Here is a 17,101-nt window from a genome sequence, read left to right as displayed (position 1 = left end):
GATGCGGGTGCTGTTGGCCCAGAACATGCGGTACCTCCCCGGTCACGGGGGCGCCACCAAGTCCAACCGGATGCTGCTGGAGGAGTTGGCCGCCGCCGGGCACCGCTGCGTGGCCGTGGCGCCCGGTGACGCCGACACGGTGTTCGAGCACCGCGGGGTGGAGGTGCACACGGTCCGGTCGGTCGCCCGGATCGCCGCGGTGGCCGCCGCGGAGCGTCCGGACTGGACGCTCGTACCCTCCGACGACCCCGGGCTGGTCGTGCTCGGCACCGCGCTGCGCGCCACCCCGGGACGGGTCGTCTACCTGCTGCACACGCTCCAGCAGGCCCCGTTCGGGCCGCGGTCGTTCTACCCGGGCGGCTCCGGGCTGCGGCTGGTCCGGCGCTGCGCCGGGGTGGTGGCGGTCAGCCGCGCGGCCCAGGAGTACGCCCACCGCTGGGCCGGGCTCGACGCGACGCTGATCCGGCCCCACGTCTACGGCCCGGGCCCGCACCCGCGGCTCGGCCGGCCGGACACCGGCGCGGTGACGCTCGTCAACCCGTGCGGCGTCAAAGGCCTCGACGTCCTGCTCGGGCTGGCCGACGCCGAGCCGGACGTGCCGTTCCTCGCCGTGCCGACCTGGGGAACCGACGCCGCCGAGCGCGCCGCGCTGGCCCGCAGGCCCTCCATCGAGATCGCGGCGCCGGTGGACGACATCGCCGACCTGCTGGCCCGCACCCGGGTGCTGCTGATGCCCTCGCTCTGGGACGAGACGTTCGGCTACACGGCGGTGGAGGCGATGCTGCACGGGGTACCGGTGCTCGCCGCCGACGTCGGCGGCCTGCGCGAAGCCAAGCTCGGCGTGCCGCACCTGCTTCCGGTCCGCACCATCGAGGCCTACCACCCGCAGCGCGCCGACGAACCGTACCCGCGACCGGTCGTGCCGCCCCAGGACCTGGCCCCGTGGCGGACCGCGCTGCGCCGGCTGCTGGACGACCCGGACCACTACACCGCGCTGGCCGAGCAGGGCCGGCGCGCGGCGGCGGAGTTCGTCGGCGGTCTCGACGCCCGGGCCCTGGAGCGGTACCTCACCGGCCTCACCCCGGCCGAGCCGCCGCCGCCCACCGCACCCGACCCGGCCCGGCGACGTGCGCTGGCGGCCCTGATCGCCCGGCGGAAGGTGGCGACGTGAACCCCGACGACCTGCGGATGATGCTGCTGATCCGGCACTTCGAACTGGCGCTGCTCGACCTGTTCGCGCGGGGCGAGGTGCACGGCACCACGCACACCTGCCTCGGTCAGGAGGCCGTGCCGGTCGCGCTCAGCCCGCTGCTCGACCCGGACGACTTCGTGTTCAGCAACCACCGGGGCCACGGCCACTACCTGGCCCGCTTCGACGACCCGGCCGGGCTGCTGGCCGAGATCCTGGGCCGCGACGGCGCGGTCAGCGGCGGGGTGGGCGGGAGCCAGCACCTGCGTCGCGGCCGGCACCTCTCGACCGGGGTGCAGGGGGAGAGCCTGCCGGTGGCGGCCGGCACCGCACTGCACCTGGCCCGCTCCGAACCCGGGCGGCTGGCCTGCGTCTACGTCGGCGACGGCACCTGGGGCGAGGGCGCGGTCTACGAGGCGCTGAACATGGCGGCGCTGTGGCGGCTGCCGCTGCTGGTCGCGGTCGAGCACAACGGCATCGCGCAGAGCACCCCGACCGGTGCGGCGATGGCCGGCACGATCGCCGGCCGCGCCGCCGCGTTCGGCGTCGAGCACCTCCACGTCGACGCGACCGGACCCGGTGTGTCCGTGCCGCGCGACGCGCTCACCGGGCCGGTGGAGCGCGTGCGCCGGGGCGCGGGGCCGCTGGTGGTGGAGTTCGCGACCCGGCGCGCCGGCCCGCACAGCAAGGGCGACGATCCCCGCCCGGCCGACGAGCTCGACCGGTTGCGTGCCGAGGACTGGTACGCCCGGCTCGACGGACCCGAGTTCGACCGGCTCGACGCCGAGCAACGTGCCCGCGTCGCCGCGGTCGTCCGCGACGTCACCGCCCGCCCCCCGGCCACCGGCCGCGCCGCCGCGGAGGTGGAGCAGTGGCAGCCCGTCAGCGTGTAGCCGAGCACCTCAACGCCGCGCTCGGGGCCGCGCTCGCCGCCGACGACCGGCTCTACCTGCTCGGCCAGGACATCACCGACCCCTACGGCGGCGCGTTCAAGATCACCCGCGGGCTCTCCACCCGCTTCCCGCGCCAGGTCGTGGCGACGCCGATCAGCGAGGCCGGTCTGGTCGGAATCGCCAACGGCCTCGCGCTGGCCGGGAACCGGGCCATCGTCGAGATGATGTTCGCCGACTTCGTGACGCTCGCGTTCGACCAGATCGTCAACTTCGCGGCCAAGTCGGTGAGCATGTACGGGCAGCGGCTGCCGATGCCGGTCGTCGTGCGATGCCCGACCGGTGGCCGGCGCGGCTACGGCCCGACGCACAGCCAGAGCCTCCAGAAGCACTTCCTCGGTGTGCCCGATCTGGACGTCTACGAGATCAGCCCGTTCCACGACTGCGCCGACCTGTTCACCGGCGTGCTGGGCCGCGGGGTACCCGCGCTGGTGTTCGAGGACAAAGTGCTCTACACCGGGCTCCGGCGGCCGCCCGGCACCGCCGACGACCTGTTCCGTTACGACCTGGTGGGGCCGTGGCCGGGTACCGCGGTGGTCCGCATCGCCGGCATCGACCCGCCTGACTGCGTGTTGATCACCCCCGGCGGCGTCGCCGAGCGTGCGCTGGTGGCGATGCGTGAGCTCCTGATCAGTCGGGAGATCACGTGCGAGCTGTACGTGCCGGCGCGGCTGGACCGCACGGCGCTGGAGCCGATCCTGCCGGCCGCCGCCCGGGCCGGTCAGGTCGTGATCGTCGAGGACGGGACGGCCGGTGGCACCTGGGCCGCCGACCTCGCGCACCAGCTGCACACCGCGCTGTGGGGACAGCTGCGCGGGCCGGTGCGGGTGGTCAGCGCGGCCGACGGCGTGGTGCCCGCCGCCGCCCATCTGGAGGAGGAGGTTCTCGTGCAGGCCGGAACCATCAGCGCGACCGTGCAGCGGGGCCACCGGTGAGCGAGCTGCGCGTTCCCCGCCTGAACTCGAACGACACCGAGTACACGCTGGTCGAGTGGCTGGTCGCGACCGGGGAGCCGGTGCGCCCGGGTGACCTGGTCGCGACCGTCGAGACGTCGAAGGCGACCGAGGACCTGGCCTGCGCCGACGCCGGGGTGCTCCGGCACCTGGTCGCGGCGGGCACCGAGTGCGCCGTCGGCCAGGTCATCGCCACCGTCCTGCCGGTCGGCGCGCGCGTGCCCGACGGGCCGCGGCCGGGCACGCCGGGGCCCGAAGGGGAGCCACTCGCGGGCGAGCCGATCGTCACCGAACCGGCCCGGCGGGTGATGGCCGAGCGGGGGATCGACCTCGCCGCCGTCCGCGCCCTCGGCCGGCCGGTGATCCGGGTGGCCGACCTCGACGCGCTGACGCCGCCCGACCCCGGCCGGACCGAGCCGCTCTCCCCGGTGCAGCGCGCGGTGGCCGCCGTGGTCAGCGAATCGCACCGGTCCGTGCCCACCGGCTTCGTCGCGATCGCGGTCCCGGTCGACGACGCGCTACGCCACGCCCGTGAGCTCAGCCGGACCCACCGCTGCCTGATCGGGCTGCCCGAACTGGTCGTCGCGGCGCTCGGCGCCGTCGCCGACCGGTTCCCGCACTGTTTCGGCGCCTACGTCGAGCCCGGCGCCGTCCGCCGGCCCGACCGGATCGACGTCGGGGTGACGATCGACGTCGGACAGGGGCTGCACGTCCCGGTCGTCCGGGACGTCGCCGCGAAGCCGGTCGCCGAGGTCGCGAAGGAGCTGATGCGTCACCGGCTCACCGCGCTGCGCGGCAGCTTCCGGCCCGCCGACCTGACCGGGGCGAACGTGCTGCTCGCCCTGCACACCGACGACGACGTGACGGTGGCCGTGCCGATCGTGCTCCCGGGGACGGTCTGCGCGGTCTCGCTGGCCGGGGTGCAGCCGGTCGTGCGGCTCGACGCCGACGGTGCACCGGTGACCCGGTCCGTGGTGCAGCTGGGGGTGGCCTACGACCACCGGGTCGTCAACGGGGCCCAGGCGGTGGAGCTGTTGCGCGCGGTGCGGGAGGTGCTGCTCGCGCCGGTGCGCTGATCGAGGGACGGCGAGGTCGTGCGCGATAAACGGAACGCGGCGTCCACACTATGCTGCATCGGGCAGGATGGACTTCAGCCGACGGAAGGCAGAGGAATGACCAGCGGCCCCAAGTTCGACCTGCAGGCCCGGTTACGCACTGACCAGCCGGCCGGCGCGCGCATGTGGGACTACCTGCTCGGGGGCAAGGACAACTTCGCCGCCGACCGGGCCGCCGCCGACGCCGTCGTCGCCCGCCTTCCCGAGATGGCCGAGTTCGCCCGGGCCGGCCGCCGGTTCCTCGCCCGCGCCGTGGAGTTCCTGGCCGGCGAGGCCGGCATCCGCCAGTTCCTCGACATCGGGCCGGGCCTCCCCACCGTCAACAACACCCACGAGCTGGCCCAGCGCATCGCGCCGGAGTCGAGGGTCGTCTACGTCGACAACGACCCACTGGTGCTGGTGCACGCCCGTGCGCTGCTGACGAGCAGCCCCGAAGGGGCCACCGACTACGTCGACGCCGACGCCCGCGACCCGGAGAAGATCCTCCAGGCCGCGGCGGCCACCCTCGACTTCTCGCGCCCGATCGCCGTCATGATGATCGGCATCCTCGGCCACGTCCCCGACGACGACGATCCGGCCGGCATCGTGCGCACCATCGTGGACGCCCTGCCCAGCGGCAGTTACCTCGCGATCAACGACAGCATCACCACCCCGCAGAACGACGACGCCGCCGCGACCGCCCACCGCCAGGGCGCGGTGGACTACACCCTGCGCACCGTCGAACAGATCACCGCGTTCTTCGACGGTCTGGAACTGGTCGAGCCGGGCGTCGTGTCGAACCCCCGGTGGCGCCCCGAGCCCGGCACCGACCCCGCCGAGCTGGCCGTGTACTGCGGGGTGGCCCGCAAGGCCTGAGTTTCGACCGGCGTCGAGTGGGCAGTTGTCTCCTCCGGGAGACGACTGATGACACTGACCCGCCCCCTGGTCACCGCCGCGGCCGCGAGCTACGCGGCCAACACGGCCTTCGGCACCGCGGTTGCCGCCGGCCTGATCGACAACGCACGCATCCGCTGGGTGCACCACGCGCTCTACGCCGCGACGGTGTCGCTGACCGCGGTCGCGCTCGTCGCCGGCGCCGCCGAGCGGCGTGCCGCCGGTCTGGCGCTGCTCCCCGCGGTCGGTCCGCTGGCCGCGTTGCCGTACGCCGGCGGGCGCCTGCGCCGGCACGCCGCGCTGGCCGGGACGGCCGCGCCGGCGTTCGTGGCCGCACTGGTCCTGGTCCGGAGGAGAGACTGATGGAATTCCTCGACGTGCTGCGTCGCCGCAAGACGACGAACGGGGCGTTCCTTCCCGACCCGGTCTCCGAGGAGCACCAGCGGTTGCTGATGGAGGTCGCCGGACGGGCTCCGTCGCAGCTCAACAGCCAGCCGTGGCGGTTCGTGATCGTCGAGGAACGGGCGACGATCGAGGCCATCGGCAGGATCAGCGGCGAGAGCATGACCACCGCGATGTCCAACGGCACGTTCTTCGAACGCTACAAGCCGTACTTCCGCTTCAGCCGCGAGGAGATGGAACGTCGTCGCGACGGGATGCTGTTCGACCGCCTGCCCGCACCGCTGCGCCCGTTCACCGGCCAGGTGTTCACCTCGCGCGGCCAGCGGCTGATGAACGTCCTGCGGGTGCCGCAGAGCCTCGGCGAGGAGAACCGCAAACTCGTCGCCGGGTCCCCGCTGCTCCTCGGCGTGATGCTCGACCGGGCGGAGTACCGGCCCGGCGAACTGTCCTCGTTCTACTCGGTGTTCAGCATGGGCGCGGCGATGGAGAACGTCTGGCTCACCACGGTCGAGCTCGGCATGGGCATCCAGTTCGTCTCGTTCCCGATGGAGGTACCGGGCCGCTGGGACGAGATCGTGGCCCTGCTCCAGGTGCCGGACGACCTGGAGCTGATGGCCGTCTACCGCCTCGGGTACCTGCCCTCCGAGCAGCGCCGGCCCCCGATCGACTGGAGCAGCCGGGAGCGCAAACTGCCGTCCCAGTACGTCTTCCGCGGCACCTGCGCGACGCCGCAGGAAGGCTGGGACGACAGCGTCACTCCGCCCCCATGACGAGGCCCTCGATCGTGTGCTTCTGCGTGATCGGGGTCAGCCGCTCCACGACCGGGCAGGTCAGGTGGGCGCGCACGTCGGCCGGGAGCGCCGCCCAGTACCGCTCGGTGACGGCCAGGTCGTGCTTGTCGTCGTTCGTCGCGTCGGCGGCGTCGACGCCGAGCACCAGCACCGGCCGCGCGAGCGGCGACCGGTTCGCGGTGCCGCGGTGGATGGTCAGCGCCGACCGGGCGGAGATGTCGCCCCGGCGCGGGTACTTGCGCACGGCCAGCGCCTCGTAGCGGTCGTAGCGCGACCGGGGCGGGAACATGCCGTGCTCGAAGTCGGGCTCGTCGTCGAACTGGGTGCCGGGCGCGATCTCGAACGGGCCCATCTCGTCGGTGGTGTCCACCCCGGTCAGGTTGAACGCCAGCGAGTCGAGCCGCCGGTCGGTGCGGGTCACGTCGGGCATCGGGAAGTCGCGGTGCCAGGGCTGGGCGACCGCGCCGGCGAACGGGATGTCGAAGCCCAGCTCCACGATGCGGTAGTCCTCGCCCAGCACCGCCGCGCAGACCGCCCGCACCCACGGGTGCGAGACCAGGTCGACGAAGCCGCTGAGCTGCTCGGGGTGGATCTCCACGTAGTACCGGTTCGGGCCGCGGCCGACCGCACCGCCCGGCCGCGCCCTGGCCTCGGCGAAGGCGGCCTCGATGTCGGCACGCATCCGGTCGGCCCAGGCGACGTCGAAGGCGCCGGGGAGCGCGGTGATGCCGTCGGTGTAGATCGCGTCCCGTGCGGTGTCGGCGGTCATGACCCCAGCCTGCAACATGGACGGCGCTCAGGCCAGGGCGCTGGTCACTAACGCGAACGCCGCGACGATGACGGCGACACGCACGTAGTGGAGGCGGTCCCAGCGGCGGCTCTGCTCCTTCCAGTCGGCGGGCCGGTTCTCCGGCGTCCACGTCTTGGCCCGGTTGTTGATCGGGACGAGCAGCAGGACCGACATGACCACGCTGACGACGAGCAACCCGGCCGCGGTGAGGACCAGACCGGTGCCCGGCTCCGACCACCCGGCGACGGCCCAGCCCGCCGCCAGGACCAGCGACGTGATGTACCAGACCGGCATCGCCGCGCCGAGCATCCGGCCGCCGTGGGCCCGGCCGAGCTGGCCGGCGTCGCCGGGGAGGGCGTCGAGGATCGGGTTGAGGACGACGGAGACGGCGAGTTCCACGCCCACCATCAGGCCGACCACGACGACGGTGACAACTGCGAGGACGTCGAGCACGATGACCACCTTGATCTAGCGCTGCTAGCGGATGTGCCAACGCTAATACTATTGCCGCTCGATTGTCTAGCGGTGCTAGGATCCATCCATGTCGGTCCAGGAACGCAAGCAGCGTGAGCGCGCGGAACGTGAGCGGCTCATCGTGGCCACGGCTCGGGAACTCGCCGAGCAACAGGGGTGGGACGCGGTCACCACCCGGCTGCTCGCCGAGCGCATCGAGTACAGCCAGCCCGTGCTCTACAGCCACTTCCGCGGGAAACGCGAGATCATCGGCGCGGTGGCGATCGACGGTGCCACCGAGATGGCCGCGGCCGTGCGGGCCGCGGCGTCCGGCGCGCACGGTCCCCGCGAGCGGGTCGCCGCGCTGGCCAACGCCTACCTCGACTTCGCCGTCCGCAACCCCGCGGTCTACGACGCGATGTTCCAGCTCGACGGCGGCCTCGCGTTCGCCCGCGACGACACCCCCGAGCCGCTGAAGGACGCGTTCGCGGCCCTGAAGGAGAGCCTCGGCGCGGTGGCCGGCGACGGTGTCGACCCGGGCCTGTTCACCGAGGTGTTCTGGGCGGCACTGCACGGGGTCGCCACGCTGACGAGGGCCGGGCGGCTCCCGCCGGGCGACACCGCCCGGCGGGTGGAACTCCTGGTCGACCGCCTCGCCGTCCCGTGACGTCGGTCGACCACTCCGGAGTGTCGGTAGTGGCCCGGCGGGACGCCGTCCCGGCGGCGGAACGCGGCGGTGAACGCGAACGGCGTCGCGTAGCCGCTGCGCCGGGTGCTGCGCCCGGGCGGAGTGCTGCGGCATCGCGACCTGGAGCGGCCTCGACGACAGCCCGTCCACCCGGTTCGGTCCCGACGCGGACCGGTCGGCGTCCGTGGCCGGCTTCGGGCCGAGCCGGCCGCGGTTCGACGACTCGGGGGTCGGGCTGACTCAAGGGCCGGGGACCGACACCTCCACGGTCTCCACCCGGCCGGCTCGCACGCCGGTCTCGGACGGCTGCCAGCTGTTCGCCGTCAGCAGGTACAACGTCCGTCCGCCCAGCGCGCAGTCGGCCGGCGCCCGGTCACCGACGTCGATGCGGTCGGTGACCTCGCCCCCGTCACGGACGCGCAGGAACCGCCCGTTGCTGATGTCCGCCACCCAGACGCCGCTCTCCGCGTCGACGCACAGGCCGTCGGGGGTGGCGCCGGCCGGCAACGGCGCCCACACCCGCCGGTCGACCAGGTCGCCGTCGCCGGTGATCGTGAACGCGGTGAGCCGCGCCGCCCACGTCTCGGCGACGACGAGCGTCCGTGATCCGGGCAGCACCACCGCCCCGTTCGGGAAGACCAGGTCGTCGCGGGCCACCCGGGCCCGGCCGTCGGGCTCCAGCACGAAGATCGGCCCCGGCCGCTGCGGGGCGTCGGCGTAGAGGTCGTACCCGAAGCCGCCGACGTACACCCGGCCGTCGTCGTCGACGACCAGGTCGTTGATCGGGGCGTCGGTGTGGCCGGAGAGATCGGCGAAGACGCTCTGCGTGCCGTCCGGGCCGACCCGGATCACCAGCCGGCGCGTCATCGAGCTGACCAGCAGCGAACCGTCGGCGCTCCAGCCGAGCCCGGACGGCTGGTCGTCGATGCGGGCCACCACCTCCGGTGGTTTCCCGGACGCCGGGTCGGCCCGGAAGACCTCGCCGGTGTGCATGTCGGAGAACCAGAGCCGTCCGTCCCGCCAGCGGGCGCCTTCGGGGAACCGGAGTCCGTCGTAGAGCTTCATCGCCGCACCTTTCGGAGTCGGAGCACACCGCGGCGCAGGCCGGGCGCGTCCACCGCGACCACCCCCGCGAGCAGCAGCGCGTAGAACAGCTGGCTGACGTAGGTGGGCAGCGCGGCCACGGTCACGACCTGCGCCAGGAACGCGATCGTCAGCGCACCGGCCAGCAGGCCCAGCACGCTTCCGCGCCCGCCGGCCAGCGAGACCCCGCCGAGCAGGGCCGCGACCGCGGCCAGGATGAGCGGCTGGACGCCGGGGTCGGGGTTGGCCGAGCCCAGGCTGAAGTTCAGCAGCGCGCCGCCGCCGGCCGCGAGCAGACCGGAGGTCGCGAACAGACCGACGAGCAGCCGGTCGTCGCGGACGCCGGAGACCCGGCTCGCGCGGCGGTCACCGCCGATCGCCCGGATCTCCCGCCCCCAGCGCGACCCGGCGAGCACCAGCGCCAGCACCAGGAACACGACGAGGGCGAGCAGGCTGCGCGGCGAGAACACCTGCAGGACCGGCCGGTCCACCCAGAGCGTCACGTCCGCGTTGTCGAACGTCTTGCTCAGCCCGCCGGAGAGCGAGCTGGTCAACCCCAGCAGCGTGATGTAGGTCGCCAGCGTCACCGGCATCGAGGAGATCCGGAACCGCGCGACGACGACACCCTGCAGCACCCCGACGGCGACGCCGGCGGCCAGCGCGAGCAGCAGCCCGAGCGCCCAGTGGTCCTGGCCGTAGGTGACCGCGAGCATCCCGCCGAACGCGTACGTCCCGACCACCGACAGGTCGAACTCACCGGCGATCATCGTGAGCCCGAGCGCCAGGATCAGCGGCCCCAGCCGGGCCAGCACCTGCAGCGCGTTGTACGCGTCGAACGGCGTCAGCAGCTGGCCGGTGCGCAGCGGGAGCGCCGCGAAGACGAGGAGCGTGGCACCGAGCGCGACGCCGGGGACCAGGACTTCCGGCCGTGCGAACCGGCTCATGGGCGGCCTCTCGTCGTGCGGAGGTGCACCACGAGGATCACGGCGAGGACGATCAGGCCCTTGACCATGATCTGTGCGCCGGTGCTGTACCCGCGGAGCAGCAGGATGTCGGAGACGGTCGCGATCAGGAGCACGCCGGCCAGCGTCCGCCGGGCCGATCCCTTGCCGCCCGCGATCGGTGTCCCACCGGCGAGCACCGCGGCGATCGCGTCGAACGTCAGCGTGCCGCCGAGGTTGATGTTCGCGCTGGTGTTGAACGCGCCGCTGAACGCGGCGGCGATCGCGAACAGTGCCCCGGCCAGCACCCAGGCGACCGTGACCACCCGGCCGACCGGCAGGCCCGCGGCGCGGGCCGCCGGCCGGTTCTCGCCGGTCAGGTAGAGCAGCCGGCCGAAGACGCTGCGGTCGAGAACGGCCTGCACCGCGACGGTGAGCAGCACCAACGTGAAGACGCTGAGCGGGAGGCCACCGGGGGTCGCGTTCAGCACGGTGTAGCCGGTGCCGGTGGGGGACACCGACGTGCCGCCGCCGACCCCGGTCGCGAGCCCGGTCAGCGCGAAGCCGGCCGCGATCGTCAGCACGATCGGGTTGGCCTCCCCGTACCCCACCACCAGGCCCTGCAGACCGGTGATCAGCGCACCGGTGACGATCGTGACGACCAGGGCCACGACCAGCCCGGCCGACTGCACGGCGAGGAACACCATCGCGCTGACCGCGACCGACTGGGAGATCGCCAGCGAGACCGACGTGCCGCCGATCACGATCAGCGTCAGCCCGAGCCCGGCGATGCCGATCAGGCTGGCCGAGGTGAGGATGGCCTTGACGTTGTCCAGGCTCAGGAAGCGCGGGGTCGACGCTCCGACGGCGAGGAGCACGAGCAGCGCCGCGACGGGGAGGACGTCGGTCCGCCGGGGACGGACGATCCGCCGCTCGGCGGTGACCGCGCTCATCCGGGTTCCGTCCCGTGGGTCATCTCGTGCAGCAGGACGTCACCGGGGACGGCCTCGTCGTGCCGGGCCACCGTGCGGCCCTGGTACATCGTGACGACGACGTCGGCCAGGTCCACCAGCTCGTCGAGCTCGGTGGACGAGAACACCACCGCGACGCCCTGGGCGGCGGCGTTCCGCACCAGGCCGTGCACGGCGGCCCGGCCGCCGACGTCGACACCGCGGGTCGGGTCGTCGAGCAGGAGCACCCGGGTGCCGGACCGGTCCAGCGCGCGGCCGACGAACGCCTTCTGCTGGTTGCCGCCGCTGAGCCGGCCCACCGGCCGGGCCAGCTGGTTCGCCGGGAAACCGCACCGCTCGCCCAGCCGCGACGCGGTCTCCTTCCAGCGGCGCGCGCCGACCAGGCCGAACCGGCTGAGCGCCGGGATCCGGGTCACGAGCAGGTTGACCCCGGTGGAGCGGTCGAGGAACAGGCCTTCGGACTTGCGGTCGTTGGACGCGAACGCGATCCCCGCGCGGGCGGCGGCCACCGGGTCGGCGGTGCGCAGGCGGGCGCCGCCGACCGTGACCTGGCCGGCCAGCGCCGGGTGCAGGCCGGCCAGCCCGCGCAGGACGTCCGAGGCCCCGGAGCCCAGCTGCCCGGCGATCGCGTAGATCGTGCCCGCGCGCACCCGGAGGGACAGGTCGCCGAACCGGCCGGGCACGCTCACCGACGTCAGCTCGAGCACCGTCTCGCCGGACTCCGCCCGGGTCCGCGGCGCCGACGCCGGGCTCTCGCCGAGCATGTGCCGGATCAGCGCGGGCACGGTGAGCGCGTCGGCGTCGCTGGTGGTGACGACCGCGCCGTCGCGCAGAACGGTGACCCGGTCGCAGAGCGCGAGCACCTCACCGAGGCGGTGGGAGACGAACAGCACCGCGCAGCCGGCCGCGGCGACGCTGCGCACCGCGGCGTAGACGTGCTCGCTCTCGACGTCGGTGAGCGTGGCGGTCGGCTCGTCGAGGATGACCAGGCGGGCGCGCTGGCCCAACGCGCGCGCGATCTCGACGAGTTGCCGCTCGCCCAGGCCGAGCGTGGAGAGCCGCTGCTCGGGGCGCACGTGGGTGAGCCCGAGGTCGTCGAGCATCCGCCGGGCCCGGCGGTGCTGGGCCCGGCGCCGGTTGAGCCAGCCGGCGTCGCGGTCGCCGAGCAGCAGGTTCTCGGCCACGGTCAGCGACGGGACCACGCTCAGCTCCTGGTCCACCAGCGCCACCCCGGCGGTCTGGGCGTCCCGCCGGGTCTTCAGCTCGACCGGGACGCCGTCGACCGCGATCGAGCCGGCGTCCGGGCTCTCCTGGCCGGAGAGGAGCCGGACCACGGTGCTCTTGCCCGCGCCGTTGTGGCCGCAGAGCGCGTGGATCTCCCCGGCCCGCAGCTCCAGCTCCACCCCGCGGACCGCGACCGTGCCGGCGTACGACTTCGACAACCCGTCGACCCGGATCAGGCTCATGCGTTGCTGCACTGGGCCGCGAACTGCTCGACGTTCTTCGCGGTGACCCGCTCCTCGCGGACGGTCTCCTTCTTCGGCGGGTTCTCCCCGTTGAAGTACCGCAGCACGTAGTCGGCGGTCTGCTCGGCGATCGTGCCCGGGTCCTCGGTGGCGGTGCCGTAGAGCGTGCCGGCCCGGATCGCGTCGATCCCGGCCTTGAAGCAGTTGCTGCTGGTCACGACGAGCCCGTTCGGTCCGGCGACCGGACAGCCGGCCTGTTTCGCCGACGCGATGATCGGCAGCGCCATGTAGTCGGCCATCCCGTAGGCCGCCTGGATCCCGGCGCAGCCGTACTTCGCCAGCAGCTGGGTGGCGAGCTGGCCGGAGCGGGCCGGGTCCCAGTTGCCGTCCTGCACGTCGACGACCTGGAACTGCGGCGCGGACGCCATCTCGGCCTCGAAGCCCTTCATCCGGTCCTGGGTGACCAGCGACGAGGCCGTGCCCGTGATCACGAAGACCTGGCCGGACTTCTTCCCCTGCGCGGTGAGGCCCTCGATGATGTTCTGCGCGGCGGCGGTGCCCAGCGCGACGTTGTCCGAGACGACCTGCATGACGTCGCCGTCGACCTTCGGGTCCGGGCGCCCGTCGAAGACCAGCACCGGGACGCCGGCTTGCTTGGCCTTCCGGATCGGCACCGCCATCGACGTGGTGTCGAGCAGCGCGGTGACGATCAGGTCGGGTTTCTCGGCGATGGCCTGGTTGAAGTTCTGCACCGCGGTGCCGGGGTCCATCGTCGTCAGGTCCTTGACCTCGACGCCCTCCGCGGTCAGTTTCTTGGTGAAGACGCCGTTGAAGTAGGCGCCCCACTGGTTCGTGCTGCCGTACCCGACAAAGCTGACGGTCTTGCCCTTCGGGCCGCCGGTGCTCGCGCTCGTGGTCTGCGGGGAGCCGGCGCAGCCGCCCGCCGCCAGTAACGCCCCGGTGAGCCCGAGGGTGACGACGACGCGGCGCCAGGGTCTGTGCGGCATGCCGGACTCCTCAATCACGTACAGCTCCGATTTGGACGTAACACATCAGTGCGGGCCGGTCGCTCGTGTTCTTCCAGGCGTGCCGGGTGCCGAGCTGCACCACGCAGGTGCCGGGGGTGAGCGTGACCTGCGCGCCGTGGTCGAGCTCGAGGCGCAGTTCGCCCTCGAGGCAGATCGCGTAGTCGACGGTGTCGGTGGTGTGCATCCCGTCGCCGTCGTCCTCGAACGGGTCCAGCAGCCCGGGCAGCGTGTCGGCCACCTCGCTCCGGACGGTGCCGGGGTCCGGGGCGTCGGGGGCGTCCGCGTGCGGAGCCCAGCGCAGGAAGAGCGCCCGGCTGCCCCCGAGGCCGGGGAAGTAGGGCCGCAGCACCGGCGACGGGTTCGGTGAACCGACCCGCGCGGTGCCGTCCGGGGTGCCCCACAGCAGGAAGAAGTCGGCGCCGGGCAGCGCCTGGACGCGTACCGGTTCGGGGTGGCGGTCCTCGACGAAGACGGCGTGGCCGTCCGGGGTGTGCCCGGTGACGATCAGGCGCGGTTCAATCGGCACGCTGGCCTCCCAGCCGTTGGCGGAGTGTCTGTTTCGACCATTTGCCGGTCGCGGTCTTCGGGATCTCGTCGAGCAGCTCCACGCGTTCGGGGATCCACCACGAGGCGACCCGGCCGCGCAGGTGCGCACGCACGTCGTCGCCGGTGAGGTGCACACCGTCGGCGGGAACCACGCAGGCCACCGGGCGCTCGCCCCAGCGGGGGTCGGCGACGCCGACGACGGCCGCCTCACGCACCCGGGGATCGGCCATGATCGCGTTCTCGAGCTCGACCGACGAGATCCACTCGCCGCCCGACTTCACCAGGTCCTTGGTGCGGTCGACGATGCGCAGGTAACCCCAGCGGTCGATCGTCGCCACGTCCCCGGTACGCAGCCAGCCGTCGCTGGTGAACGAGTCCGCGCCGCTGTCGGCGCCGTAGTAGGCGCCGGCGATCGTCGCCCCGGCGACCTGCAACTCGCCGGGTGTGGTTCCGTCGCGGGGCTGCGGCACCCCGTCGTCGGCCACGACACGCAACTCGGTCAGGGGCACCGCCGGGCCGGGCGTGCCGAGCAGCAGGCGCCGCTCGTCCCCGGTCAGCCCGACGTGGTGGGTGCCCAGCCGGGAGGTGGTGACGACGGGGCTGGTCTCGGTCATGCCCCAGGCGTTGGTCAGCGGGATCCCGATCGTCTTCTCGTACGCGTGGGACAGCGCGTCGTCGACCGCGCCGCCGCCGCACGCGATGTGGCGCAGGCTGCCCAGGTCGGAGCCGGCCAGCAGCGGCACCAGGTCACGCCAGACCGTGGCGACGGCGGCGGAGAACGTGACCCGGTGGCGGGAGAGCAGGGTGACCAGCTGCTCGGGTGCGGTGTGCGGCCCGGGCAGCACCAGGTCGGCGCCGCACTGCATCGCGGCGTAGGGGAGACCCCACGCGTTCACGTGGAACATCGGCACGATCGGCGCGACCACGTCCTTCTCGCTCAACGCGAACACGTCGGCGCCGAGCAGGAGCAGGCTGTGCAGCACGACCGACCGGTGGCTGTAGAGGACCCCCTTGGGGTTGCCGGTCGTCCCGGACGTGTAGCAGAGCGACGCGGCCGCGTTCTCGTCCGGAACCGCGAGCTCCAGCGGCTCACCGCTCCGCTGGGCGAGCAGGTCCTCGTAGTCGAGGATCCGCGGGTCGTCCGGGAGCGGGAAGTCCCCGCCGTCGTCCATCACGATCACGTGCCGCACCGACCGGAACGACGAGACCAGCGGCCAGACCACCGGCAGGATCGTCCGGTCGACGAAGAGGACGTCGTCGGCGGCGTCGTTCACGATGAACGTGATCTGGTCGGCGAAGAGGCGGTGGTTGACCGTGTGCAGGATCCGCCCGGAGGCCGGGATCCCGAGGTAGAGCTCGAGGTGACGCTGGCTGTTCCAGGCGAACGTGCCGACGCACGCGCCGGGCGGCACGCCGAGGTGGTCGAGCGCCCGGGCGAGCCGGCGGACGCGCGGCGCCACCTCGCTCCAGGTCGCCACGGTGTCGCCGGTGACGACCCGCTTGTGCCCGAAGTTGGTCTCGACGCGGGAGAGCAACGTCGGAATCGTCAGCGGACGGTCCTGCATCAATCCGCGCATCACGCGCCCCCTCGTTGTGGCACGGGTCACACCTGTGTTCCGCAGAACTCTAGGAGGGTGACGAGGCCTCGGTGAGGGATGATCACTCCACTTCCGTGGCCACCGAGGTGGAGGAGTTTCCCACCGTGAGCGAGTCGCCGGACCTGGTGTCCTACCGGCGGCGGCGCGAGCGCGAACTCAGCGCGCTCTACGCCACCGCGCGGTCACTGACCGCCCTGGGCGAGCCCGACGCGGTGCTGGAGTCGATCGTCCGGGAGGCGCACGAGCTGGTCGGCACCGACTTCACGTACCTCTCGCTCGTCGGCCCCGACGGCAAGCTCACGCTGAAGGCGTCCCAGGGCACGATCTCCCCGACGTTCCAGGAGGCCAGCGTGCCCTCCGGTACCGGCGTGGGTGGCCGGGTCATCGCCACCGGCGCACCGGCCTGGGTGAGCAACTACCTGGAGACCACCGACGTCCCGCACGACCGCACGTTCGACGGTCTCGTCGTCCCGGAGGGCATGGTCGCGCTGCTCGGCGTCCCGCTGCTGGTCGGTGAGGAGGTGATCGGCGTGCTGTTCGCCGCGGACCGCACCGAGCGCCCGTTCGAGCACGACGAGGTGGCGCTGCTCAGCGCGTTCGCCGACCACGCGGCGATCGCGCTGAACAACGCGCGGCTCTACGACGAGAGCCGCTCGGCCCTCAAACAGCTGCAGGCCGCGTACCGGACGATCGAACACCAGGTCGCGGTCACCGAGCGGGCCCAGGCGGTGCACGAGGCCCTCGCCCGGGTGGTGCTGACCGGCGGCGGCGCCGACGAGATCGCCCGGCTGCTCGTCGAACACCTGCGTGGTGAGGTCACGGTCTTCGACCGGGCCGGCGCGGTCACCGCCCGGTGCGCGGTGGGGGCGGCGATCGGGCCGTCCCCGGCCGACGTCGTCGAGCAGGCCCGACGCACCGGGCGGTGGGCCACCGCCACCGACGACGACGACGGCAGCTGGCACAGCGCGGCCACGGTGCAGGCGGGCGACACCTACCTGGGCGCGCTCCTGCTGTCCCGGGACGAGGAGCCCAGCGCGGTCGACCTGCGCACGCTGGAGCGGGCCGCCCAGATCATGGGGCTGCTCATCCTCAAGGAGACCGCGGTCGCCGAGGCCGAGGAGCGGGTCAGCGGCAGCCTGCTCACCGAGCTCCTGGTCTCCACCGCGCCGGTGGGTCCGGCCCAGCGGGCCCGGGCCCACGCCCGGGGGGTGGACGTCGCGGCGCTGAACGTGGTGGTCGTCGCCGCGTCGGAGACCCGGCCGGC

18 protein-coding genes are annotated in these 17,101 nt (G+C 73.3%); 9 read left to right on the top strand and 9 right to left on the bottom strand.

Features of this window, described 5'->3' with window-relative positions; genetic code table 11:
* Nucleotide 1: 1 nt before the first annotated feature.
* The 7 genes from ABD437_RS13785 to ABD437_RS13755 all read left to right on the top strand — a co-directional run bounded on the left by ABD437_RS13785 (nt 2) and on the right by ABD437_RS13755 (nt 6,252).
* Nucleotides 2-1,171, top strand: coding sequence for a glycosyltransferase family 4 protein (locus tag ABD437_RS13785; RefSeq protein ID WP_344649194.1), 1,170 nt, complete (start codon nt 2-4; stop codon nt 1,169-1,171).
* A 17-nt stretch (nt 1,172-1,188) separates the two neighbouring features.
* Complete coding sequence (locus tag ABD437_RS13780; RefSeq protein ID WP_344649462.1) at nt 1,189-2,082, top strand: thiamine pyrophosphate-dependent dehydrogenase E1 component subunit alpha; 894 nt, start codon at nt 1,189-1,191, stop codon at nt 2,080-2,082.
* Nucleotides 2,061-3,074 carry an alpha-ketoacid dehydrogenase subunit beta gene (locus tag ABD437_RS13775; RefSeq protein WP_344649193.1) on the top strand — a complete coding sequence of 338 codons (1,014 nt, stop codon included), beginning with the start codon at nt 2,061-2,063 and terminating at the stop codon, nt 3,072-3,074. Before ABD437_RS13780 ends, ABD437_RS13775 begins: the two co-directional genes overlap by 22 nt.
* Nucleotides 3,071-4,168: a 2-oxo acid dehydrogenase subunit E2 gene (locus ABD437_RS13770; RefSeq protein WP_344649192.1), complete on the top strand. Its 1,098-nt coding sequence runs from the start codon at nt 3,071-3,073 to the stop codon at nt 4,166-4,168. Before ABD437_RS13775 ends, ABD437_RS13770 begins: the two co-directional genes overlap by 4 nt.
* A gap of 96 nt (nt 4,169-4,264) precedes the next feature.
* On the top strand, nt 4,265-5,062 hold the full coding sequence (locus ABD437_RS13765) for an SAM-dependent methyltransferase (protein WP_344649191.1): 798 nt from the start codon (nt 4,265-4,267) through the stop codon (nt 5,060-5,062).
* 48 nt (nt 5,063-5,110) lie between these two features.
* On the top strand, nt 5,111-5,443 hold the full coding sequence (locus ABD437_RS13760) for a hypothetical protein (RefSeq protein WP_344649190.1): 333 nt from the start codon (nt 5,111-5,113) through the stop codon (nt 5,441-5,443).
* Nucleotides 5,443-6,252 (top strand): nitroreductase family protein, encoded by an 810-nt coding sequence (locus tag ABD437_RS13755; protein WP_344649189.1) that lies wholly within the window; start codon nt 5,443-5,445, stop codon nt 6,250-6,252. The genes ABD437_RS13760 and ABD437_RS13755 overlap by 1 nt, the downstream gene beginning before the upstream one ends.
* Here ABD437_RS13755 and ABD437_RS13750 read toward each other — a convergent pair.
* Nucleotides 6,236-7,042 carry a phytanoyl-CoA dioxygenase family protein gene (locus ABD437_RS13750; protein WP_344649188.1) on the bottom strand — a complete coding sequence of 269 codons (807 nt, stop codon included), beginning with the start codon at nt 7,040-7,042 and terminating at the stop codon, nt 6,236-6,238. The two genes, ABD437_RS13755 and ABD437_RS13750, sit on opposite strands and share 17 nt — an antisense overlap.
* A 27-nt stretch (nt 7,043-7,069) precedes the next feature.
* Nucleotides 7,070-7,516, bottom strand: coding sequence for an anthrone oxygenase family protein (locus ABD437_RS13745; protein WP_344649187.1), 447 nt, complete (start codon nt 7,514-7,516; stop codon nt 7,070-7,072).
* A gap of 88 nt (nt 7,517-7,604) precedes the next feature.
* On the opposite strand from ABD437_RS13745, the gene ABD437_RS13740 reads away from it, so the two are divergent.
* Nucleotides 7,605-8,183 (top strand): TetR/AcrR family transcriptional regulator, encoded by a 579-nt coding sequence (locus tag ABD437_RS13740; protein WP_344649186.1) that lies wholly within the window; start codon nt 7,605-7,607, stop codon nt 8,181-8,183.
* Nucleotides 8,184-8,444: 261 nt separating this feature from the next.
* Here the strand turns inward: ABD437_RS13740 and ABD437_RS13735 are convergent, their stop codons facing one another.
* The 7 genes from ABD437_RS13735 to ABD437_RS13705 are packed head-to-tail and all read right to left on the bottom strand — an operon-like array spanning nt 8,445 to nt 15,816.
* Complete coding sequence (locus tag ABD437_RS13735; RefSeq protein WP_344649185.1) at nt 8,445-9,269, bottom strand: SMP-30/gluconolactonase/LRE family protein; 825 nt, start codon at nt 9,267-9,269, stop codon at nt 8,445-8,447.
* Entirely contained in the window at nt 9,266-10,231 is a 966-nt protein-coding gene (locus tag ABD437_RS13730) for an ABC transporter permease subunit (RefSeq protein WP_344649184.1), read from the bottom strand. Before ABD437_RS13730 ends, ABD437_RS13735 begins: the two co-directional genes overlap by 4 nt.
* Nucleotides 10,228-11,181 (bottom strand): ABC transporter permease, encoded by a 954-nt coding sequence (locus ABD437_RS13725; RefSeq protein ID WP_344649183.1) that lies wholly within the window; start codon nt 11,179-11,181, stop codon nt 10,228-10,230. The genes ABD437_RS13730 and ABD437_RS13725 overlap by 4 nt, the downstream gene beginning before the upstream one ends.
* Nucleotides 11,178-12,665, bottom strand: coding sequence for a sugar ABC transporter ATP-binding protein (locus ABD437_RS13720; RefSeq protein ID WP_344649182.1), 1,488 nt, complete (start codon nt 12,663-12,665; stop codon nt 11,178-11,180). Before ABD437_RS13720 ends, ABD437_RS13725 begins: the two co-directional genes overlap by 4 nt.
* Entirely contained in the window at nt 12,662-13,672 is a 1,011-nt protein-coding gene (locus ABD437_RS13715) for a sugar ABC transporter substrate-binding protein (protein ID WP_344649181.1), read from the bottom strand. Before ABD437_RS13715 ends, ABD437_RS13720 begins: the two co-directional genes overlap by 4 nt.
* A 10-nt stretch (nt 13,673-13,682) precedes the next feature.
* Entirely contained in the window at nt 13,683-14,219 is a 537-nt protein-coding gene (locus ABD437_RS13710; RefSeq protein WP_344649180.1) for a cupin domain-containing protein, read from the bottom strand.
* Entirely contained in the window at nt 14,209-15,816 is a 1,608-nt protein-coding gene (locus ABD437_RS13705; RefSeq protein WP_344649461.1) for a long-chain fatty acid--CoA ligase, read from the bottom strand. The genes ABD437_RS13710 and ABD437_RS13705 overlap by 11 nt, the downstream gene beginning before the upstream one ends.
* Before the next feature lie 125 nt (nt 15,817-15,941).
* On the opposite strand from ABD437_RS13705, the gene ABD437_RS13700 reads away from it, so the two are divergent.
* Nucleotides 15,942-17,101 (top strand): GAF domain-containing protein (locus ABD437_RS13700; protein ID WP_344649179.1); only part of this gene is annotated, 1,160 nt, incomplete at its 3' end.

Source organism: Cryptosporangium japonicum (genome assembly GCF_039524755.1).
GTDB classification, from domain to species: Bacteria; Actinomycetota; Actinomycetes; order Mycobacteriales; family Cryptosporangiaceae; genus Cryptosporangium; species Cryptosporangium japonicum.
Note: the sequence above shows the minus strand (reverse complement) of the source record. Positions and strands in the feature narration are given on the sequence as shown.

Bases quoted from the DNA above. Each gene is read 5' to 3' on its own strand.
- ABD437_RS13785 (WP_344649194.1), top strand. From the start codon at position 2: ATGCGGGTGCTGTTGGCCCAGAACATGCGGTACCTCCCCGGTCACGGG.
- ABD437_RS13780 (WP_344649462.1), top strand. From the start codon at position 1,189: ATGATGCTGCTGATCCGGCACTTCGAACTGGCGCTGCTCGACCTGTTC.
- ABD437_RS13765 (WP_344649191.1), top strand. From the start codon at position 4,265: ATGACCAGCGGCCCCAAGTTCGACCTGCAGGCCCGGTTACGCACTGAC.
- ABD437_RS13760 (WP_344649190.1), top strand. From the start codon at position 5,111: ATGACACTGACCCGCCCCCTGGTCACCGCCGCGGCCGCGAGCTACGCG.
- ABD437_RS13755 (WP_344649189.1), top strand. From the start codon at position 5,443: ATGGAATTCCTCGACGTGCTGCGTCGCCGCAAGACGACGAACGGGGCG.
- ABD437_RS13750 (WP_344649188.1), bottom strand. From the start codon at position 7,042: ATGACCGCCGACACCGCACGGGACGCGATCTACACCGACGGCATCACC.
- ABD437_RS13740 (WP_344649186.1), top strand. From the start codon at position 7,605: ATGTCGGTCCAGGAACGCAAGCAGCGTGAGCGCGCGGAACGTGAGCGG.
- ABD437_RS13735 (WP_344649185.1), bottom strand. From the start codon at position 9,269: ATGAAGCTCTACGACGGACTCCGGTTCCCCGAAGGCGCCCGCTGGCGG.
- ABD437_RS13730 (WP_344649184.1), bottom strand. From the start codon at position 10,231: ATGAGCCGGTTCGCACGGCCGGAAGTCCTGGTCCCCGGCGTCGCGCTC.
- ABD437_RS13725 (WP_344649183.1), bottom strand. From the start codon at position 11,181: ATGAGCGCGGTCACCGCCGAGCGGCGGATCGTCCGTCCCCGGCGGACC.
- ABD437_RS13720 (WP_344649182.1), bottom strand. From the start codon at position 12,665: ATGAGCCTGATCCGGGTCGACGGGTTGTCGAAGTCGTACGCCGGCACG.
- ABD437_RS13715 (WP_344649181.1), bottom strand. From the start codon at position 13,672: ATGCCGCACAGACCCTGGCGCCGCGTCGTCGTCACCCTCGGGCTCACC.
- ABD437_RS13705 (WP_344649461.1), bottom strand. From the start codon at position 15,816: ATGCGCGGATTGATGCAGGACCGTCCGCTGACGATTCCGACGTTGCTC.